Annotated in this window: 11 protein-coding genes; 3 read left to right on the top strand and 8 right to left on the bottom strand. The window is 51.7% G+C overall.

Annotated features, from left to right (window positions below):
• Positions 1-360: 6-carboxytetrahydropterin synthase (locus tag EST62_RS10675; RefSeq protein ID WP_134751624.1), on the bottom strand; the 360-nt coding region annotated here is incomplete at its 3' end.
• A 268-nt stretch (positions 361-628) separates the two neighbouring features.
• Between EST62_RS10675 and cysE the strand changes: the two genes are divergently transcribed.
• Positions 629-1,450, top strand: a complete 822-nt coding sequence (cysE, locus tag EST62_RS10670; protein WP_129052065.1) for a serine O-acetyltransferase — start codon at positions 629-631, stop codon at positions 1,448-1,450.
• Between the two features lie 130 nt (positions 1,451-1,580).
• Here cysE and EST62_RS10665 read toward each other — a convergent pair whose 3' ends face one another.
• From EST62_RS10665 to EST62_RS10640, 6 genes are all read right to left on the bottom strand, one after another.
• A complete protein-coding gene (locus tag EST62_RS10665) occupies positions 1,581-2,141 on the bottom strand; it encodes a hypothetical protein (protein WP_167599316.1) in 561 nt (186 codons plus the stop codon).
• Positions 2,142-2,215: 74 nt separating this feature from the next.
• Complete coding sequence (locus EST62_RS10660; protein WP_129052064.1) at positions 2,216-3,055, bottom strand: IS3 family transposase; 840 nt, start codon at positions 3,053-3,055, stop codon at positions 2,216-2,218.
• Between the two features lie 23 nt (positions 3,056-3,078).
• Complete coding sequence (locus tag EST62_RS10655; RefSeq protein ID WP_129052063.1) at positions 3,079-3,369, bottom strand: transposase; 291 nt, start codon at positions 3,367-3,369, stop codon at positions 3,079-3,081.
• 29 nt (positions 3,370-3,398) lie between these two features.
• A complete protein-coding gene (locus EST62_RS10650; protein ID WP_129052062.1) occupies positions 3,399-3,914 on the bottom strand; it encodes a hypothetical protein in 516 nt (171 codons plus the stop codon).
• Between the two features lie 167 nt (positions 3,915-4,081).
• Entirely contained in the window at positions 4,082-4,363 is a 282-nt protein-coding gene (locus EST62_RS10645) for a Txe/YoeB family addiction module toxin (RefSeq protein WP_129052061.1), read from the bottom strand.
• The gene (locus EST62_RS10640) at positions 4,339-4,602 is read right to left on the bottom strand and encodes a hypothetical protein (RefSeq protein WP_129052060.1); all 264 of its coding nucleotides are present in this window, start codon (positions 4,600-4,602) and stop codon (positions 4,339-4,341) included. The genes EST62_RS10645 and EST62_RS10640 overlap by 25 nt, the downstream gene beginning before the upstream one ends.
• A 379-nt stretch (positions 4,603-4,981) precedes the next feature.
• Here EST62_RS10640 and EST62_RS10630 point away from each other — a divergent pair, with 379 nt between their 5' ends.
• Positions 4,982-5,212, top strand: a complete 231-nt coding sequence (locus tag EST62_RS10630) for an addiction module protein (protein WP_209019435.1) — start codon at positions 4,982-4,984, stop codon at positions 5,210-5,212.
• A 116-nt stretch (positions 5,213-5,328) separates the two neighbouring features.
• Positions 5,329-5,565 carry a hypothetical protein gene (locus EST62_RS10625; RefSeq protein ID WP_129052059.1) on the top strand — a complete coding sequence of 79 codons (237 nt, stop codon included), beginning with the start codon at positions 5,329-5,331 and terminating at the stop codon, positions 5,563-5,565.
• A gap of 12 nt (positions 5,566-5,577) precedes the next feature.
• On the opposite strand, the gene EST62_RS10620 is transcribed toward EST62_RS10625, so the two are convergent.
• On the bottom strand, positions 5,578-5,922 hold the full coding sequence (locus tag EST62_RS10620) for a hypothetical protein (RefSeq protein ID WP_129052058.1): 345 nt from the start codon (positions 5,920-5,922) through the stop codon (positions 5,578-5,580).
• Positions 5,923-5,948: the final 26 nt, after the last annotated feature.

The raw sequence follows: 5,948 nt of genomic DNA, 5'->3' as shown, positions 1-5,948 counted from the left end.
TTCGGGGAGTTTGCCTTCGATCTGGCGGAAGGCCCATTTGGCGAGGTATTCGGCGGTGGGCGGCTCGTCGGTGACGAGCACGCGACTGTTGCGCCTGAGAATGAATTCGAGATCCTCCTTGTCCTCTTTCCAGACCGCGAAGCCGTGGTCGAGCAGGTCGTGGATGTGCTCGTCCATGATCTGGCGCAGGAACTTGAAGTCCATCACCATGCCCTCTTCGGCGTCGCCATGGCGCTCGATGACCGGCCCTTCGACGGTCGCCACGATGACGCCGCGATGGCCGTGCAACTGGTTGCAGAAGCTGAAGCTGTTGGGAAGGGTGTGGCCGTAGTCGATCTCGATTTTCCTTGAGATGAGCATGGTGTCGAGCGGTGTCGTTTTCGTAAAGCTGTAGCCAATTGTACGCAAAATTTTTTGGAAAACATGGAGGTTATCGACCGGGAGCGTCGGGTGGTTTTCGAGGGATGATCCGGAATGGCGGCAAGCGGGTGGTTTGCCTTGTTTTGCGTACATTGGTCGTCAGCGCCGCTGGTCGCGAGCGGGAAACCTTTAAGCTGCGGGCGGCGCTTTATTGCATGATGCGGCAAGCAGTTGTTTCGCATTGCCGCAATCCATCCACAAGGAAGTTATGAGCGTACAGGATATCTGGTCGTTGATTCTCGAAGAGGCGCGTCTCGAATGCGAGCGCGAGCCTGAAATCCGGCTGTTTCTCGAACAGCACATTTTGCGATATGAGGAGTTCGCCCCGGCGCTGGCGATGCTGCTCTCCGTGAAGCTCGGCTCGAAGCACTTTCCGCCGCCGGTGCTCGAAGGGATTTTCGAGGAGTTCTACCGGCAGAGTCCCGACTCCGTCCGCTACGCCGCCTGCGACATGGAGGCCACCCGCGAGCGCGATCCGGCGGCGGTGAACTATTTCGAGATCATGCTTTTTCTCAAGGGCTACCAGGCGCTCCAGTCCTACAGGCTGGCTCACTGGCTCTGGCAGAACGGACGCAAATCGCTCGCCTATTTTCTGCAAAACCGCATGTCGGAGGTGTTCGCGGTCGATATTCACCCGGCGGCCAAAATCGGCAAGGGCATTCTGCTCGACCACGCCACCAGCCTGGTGATCGGCGAAACCGCCGTGGTGGATGACAATGTGTCGATTCTGCACGAAGTGACGCTCGGCGGCACCGGCAAGGAGAGTGGCGACCGCCACCCGAAGGTGAGCAAGTCGGTGATGATCGGCGCGGGCGCCAAGATTCTCGGCAACATCAAGATTGGCGAAGGGGCGAAGATTGGCGCGGGCAGCGTGGTGCTCGATGACGTGCCGCCGCACTACACGGTCGCCGGCGTACCCGCGCACATCGTGGGCCGTACCGAAGTGCCCGAACCGTCGCTCGAAATGAACCAGCGCCTGATTTTTCCGGACAAGCAAAAGCAGAAAGGAGAGCAACACTCCTGCCTGTGAGCGTGTGAAGAATAACGCATGACGAAAATTGTCCCCTTGTTTTTCCGCTGTTGCTCCTGTCCTCCTTTTTGTCCTTTATCGATTTGCAGGGGCGGCGTCTCCAACTGTCGGAACGCCGCCGCTAAAAATCCTACAAAACGTCGATAATCATCTCGACCGGGAAGTGGTCGCTGAATCCCTTCCTGGTTTGCTTGTCGAACGCCTTGGGGCGCTGCTTGTTGCCCGGAGCCATTTCCGGCGTGGTGAAAATCTGCATCGAGTTGGGCCTTGCCTGGAGGCCTGACTCGCCGTAAAAAAGTCCGCGCGACACCATGAACTGGTCGAACAGATTCATCGTGTTGGCCGATTCGCCGCTGAAGAAGATCGTGCCTTTGTCCGGTTGGGCGAGCATCGGCCACGAGAGGTTGAAGAGCGTTGGCTGGCGCTTGATGTAGGCTTCGATGGACGGAATCTGGTGGTTCGGCGAGGCCTTCACCAGCTCCTCGACCTTGTCGAGATCCTTCGAGGCCAAGAGGTAGTCGGTGACGCTGCGGCAGAACGGATCGTCGTTGAAGTCGCCCATCAGAACAATGTTGCGGTTCCACCGCGCATTCAGCTTTTCGAGTTCCCCGGCGACGTCGGGAACCTCGGCGTACGCCTGCCGGTCGAGCTTGAGCAGCTCGTTGACGATCTGGCCGCAACGCTCGGCCACGGCGATGCGGAGCGGCTCGGACTGGTGAGGTACTCCCCAGTTATAGGACAGCTATCGAGAGAAAATAAGTTTGTTCATGCGGCTTCCGGAATCAGTCGTTTATTGGCAGAATAGACTTTTGCCGGAACCTGACCATCAAGCGCTTTGTGGCGACGAACCGTGTTGTAGTCGTTGAACCAATGCTTCAGGCCTTTGTAGAGTTCGAGACCATCGGCTGGTGGGTTCAGGTAAATGTACTCATACTTGACGCTCCGCCATAGCCGTTCGATGAAGACGTTGTCAATTGCTCGGCCCTTTCCATCCATGGAGAGTTTCGACTTGGCCTTATCAATAACAGCAACAGTGAAGACCTCGCTGGTGAACTGGCTGCCCTGATCGGTGTTGAGAATCTTGGGTGCCCCGTGCAACCGCACGGCTTCAAGCAAGACCTCGGCACACCATTTGGCGTCCATGGTATTCGATACCGACCAGTTCAGCACATAGCGGCTTTTCAGATCGATGATGGCCATCAGGTACATAAAGCCATGGGCCATCGGTACATAGGTAATATCAGTTGCCCAAACATGGTCGCTGTGCTTGATCGCAAGTCCCCGGAGCAGATACGGATAGACCTTATGGCCCGGCGCCGGTTTCGAGGTGTTCGGCTTGGGGCCGATGGCTTCCAGACCCATGAGGCGATAGAGCCGCCGTACCCGTTTGAGGTTGATCTTGTAGCCTTTGTCCATACTCAGCCATTGCCACATACGGTAAACGCCGTAGTATGGCCTCAGCAGGTACTGCTCATCAATCAGCCGCATGAGCTCACGATTCAGCTTCGAGGTCTTTATCGGCTGATAATACAGGCCTGATCGGTGGATCGAAAGCAGGTCGCACTGCCGTTGCATGCTGATACCGCTATGTTCTTTCTCAACCATGGAGCGTCGTTCCGAGAGCGATTTTACGACTGCAATTTTTTTTTGAGCCAGTCGACCTCAACCTTCAATTGGCCGATGATTTTGTAGAGTTCTTCGCTCTCCTGCTGATAATCCTGCTCGGTTTTCCTAGCCTTTTCACCTTTCGAAAAGACATCGGAGGCCTTGTCGAGGAACTCCCGTTTCCATTGAGTGATCTGGTTCGGATGAAGCTCATGCTTCTGGGCGAGCTCTGCCATGGGAAGCCGTTCACTGAGGGCTTCCAGGACGACCTTTGTTTTGAATTCAGGCGTAAACTTGCGGCGTGTTTGTTTCATAGTGACTGCTGGGTTTTTGTTGATCCAATTTAACCAGCCGTCCTATTTTTGGGGAGTATCTCATGGTATTGGCCGTCCCGGCGCGACGGCCAGTGGTTGACCAGCACATTGAGCTCCGCGCCGCTGGTTTTGAGGGTCAATCGAACCTGAAAGATGTCGCGCGTCGGAAACCGGAAGTTGACCAGATGGCCCTTAATATCTTTTGCCGGAGGCTTTTTGAACACCTTCGACGAGTAGATGAGCGAGCAGTCGATGCCTCGGATGTCCGGCGACTCGACATGCGCCACGCGATAGTCGTCGCGCCCGATTTTTGCCAGCAGGTCATCGACCACGCCCTTGTTTTCCACCTCGCACAGCCCGAGCAAGTCCGGCCCCGCGCCGCCGTGCATCTGCCGGATGACGCTGGCGATATTGTCCACCTTGATGTTGTAAACCTCCTCCGTCCACCCCTCTTCAGGCGTGAATTCGAGGTCGGTCGCGATGGCCGACGCCGTGGTATCGAACAGGTTCTGGACATTCCAGAACGCAACGTTGATCGTTGACATGATTGGCCTCCGGATAGGTTGTAAAACTGTCGATAACGTAAAGTATTTCAACTCTTTACAAAGCTTTCGGAACTGATGGAAACGGGATGAGAGCAAGATAGCGTAATTTGCCCGGCTCGGCAATGCGGAGGGGCGGGGGCGATTTTTTGTTGGTCAGATAATCAGTTTCACGTGTCGTCGTAGTGGCCGCGGAGGGAAAGGATGTAAACGATGACAATGTTGTCGTCGATGCGATAGATGATCCGGTCTTTCTTGTTCAGTCTGCGCGACCAGTATTTCGACAGGTCGCCTTTGAGCTGTTCCGGTTTGCCGGTTCCTGTCGTTGGATGTTGGCGAAGTTCGTCGAAGATTTTTTCGATCTTGCGCTGCACGGCCTTGTCACCGCTCTGACGCCAGTGCTTCAGGTCTTTGTCGGCCCTTCGGGTTACGATGATGGAATATTTTCCCATAAGTCCTTGCTGTCGTTGATCTCACGGACACGTCCCTCGGCGATGTCCTCTTCCGACTCTTTCAGTGCGGCGAGAAGTTCCGGATTGGAAAAACAGGAGTCATTGTCGCTGATCTTGCGGGCGGGAATGATTTCGTAGGTTTCGCTTTTCCCGCACTGAATGATGACCCGCTCCTTTTGGGCGAGGTTCAGATACTTCCGCAGGTTTTTGCGCAGTTCGGTTGTGCTGATTGCGATCATGATAGTGTACTTTATGTGTTACGCAATAATGTACAACAAAATCAAACACAGAGGCAATCAGTTTCCGAATCGAGCTAAATAATGATAACCAGGTGAAATATTCGCGCCGTGTAGGATCGGGAGCAGAAACGCCGCAACCCGGAACGCTCGGCGCGAGTGCTGCTAACCGTCATCGCCCGCGAACCCGAAGCGGTGAGTTGGGGGTTGGCGGAGTGAGTGGGAGATTGAGGTTTTCAGAGTAGCGAAGAAGTTTCCATTGGAAAGATCATCGGACTATTTCTATTTTGCAGGTGTAATGTTGTTGTCTCTGCGAGCATACCCGTTGTCCGGTTCGGAGAGAGCACTGAATGAATATTGACTTTGAATTGATATTACCACTATGTCAACATCTGCCATCAAGACTGAATGCATGAAGCTTTCCGTTTCCGAGCGGATACAGCTTGTAGAAGACATCTGGGACAGCATTGCCACCGAAGCGTCAGATACGATTGGGCTGTCTCAGGCGCAAAAGGATGAGTTGCATCGCCGAGTTGCCGAGCATCGCGCTGACCCATCCACAGCCGTTCCCTGGGAGCAGGTCAGATCACGATTGTTTCCGGTGAAATCGTGATGAGGGTCTATCCAGAGCACTTGGAATTTATGCCATTGGAGTTTTTTTGTAAGGTTCTTTGTAGAGTTTATTTTTATACTTTTTGGATTACCTAACATAAATATATTGGAGGAATTATGTCATTTGTAGAGAAAATTGCAGGGTGTTTTGGTGATCAAGATTTGATTTTTGCAGGTCACTCAAATGATAAAAAAAGAGCAAAAGAGATGATGATAAATGCATTAGAGGAAGGAGTGAGTTTTAAAGATTATGAAAAATCAATAAAGAATTATTTAGAGGAAAAAACGGAAAACAGAAGCCATATAAACAATCAGATGAGAAGAGTTAGAAATTTAAAATACTATTTCATGTAATAAAACCTATGGTTAATCATTTTTTGAGAAGTCAATCATTATTTGCTGGCTTATATCAGAAATATCCTTTATTAATTTCGTAGTGCTTTTTAAGTTTTCCATGAATAACTTTTGTGTTTCAAGTTTCTGCGTAAGTTCTTCCAAAGAACAAATTTCTAAGAAAAGTAGGTTTTGATAATTGATAAGTTCATCCAATTGATAAACTTTTTCTTTTAATTCTGGAAAGAAGAGTGTCGCAATGACAATGCCATTCCATCTTGGTGGGTTATTAACAATTTGTTTTTTGTTTTTAATCTCTATGGGATATATTCCCCGAAGCTCTGCTTCGTTAAAGATAAAAGTGTAATAATTGAGCACATATATTCATAAAAGTCATAATGTAT

This window comes from Chlorobaculum sp. 24CR, from assembly GCF_004118635.1.
GTDB lineage: Bacteria > Bacteroidota > Chlorobiia > Chlorobiales > Chlorobiaceae > Chlorobaculum.
The sequence above is the reverse complement of the archived record's forward strand: the minus strand, read 5'-3'. Positions and strand labels throughout refer to the sequence as shown.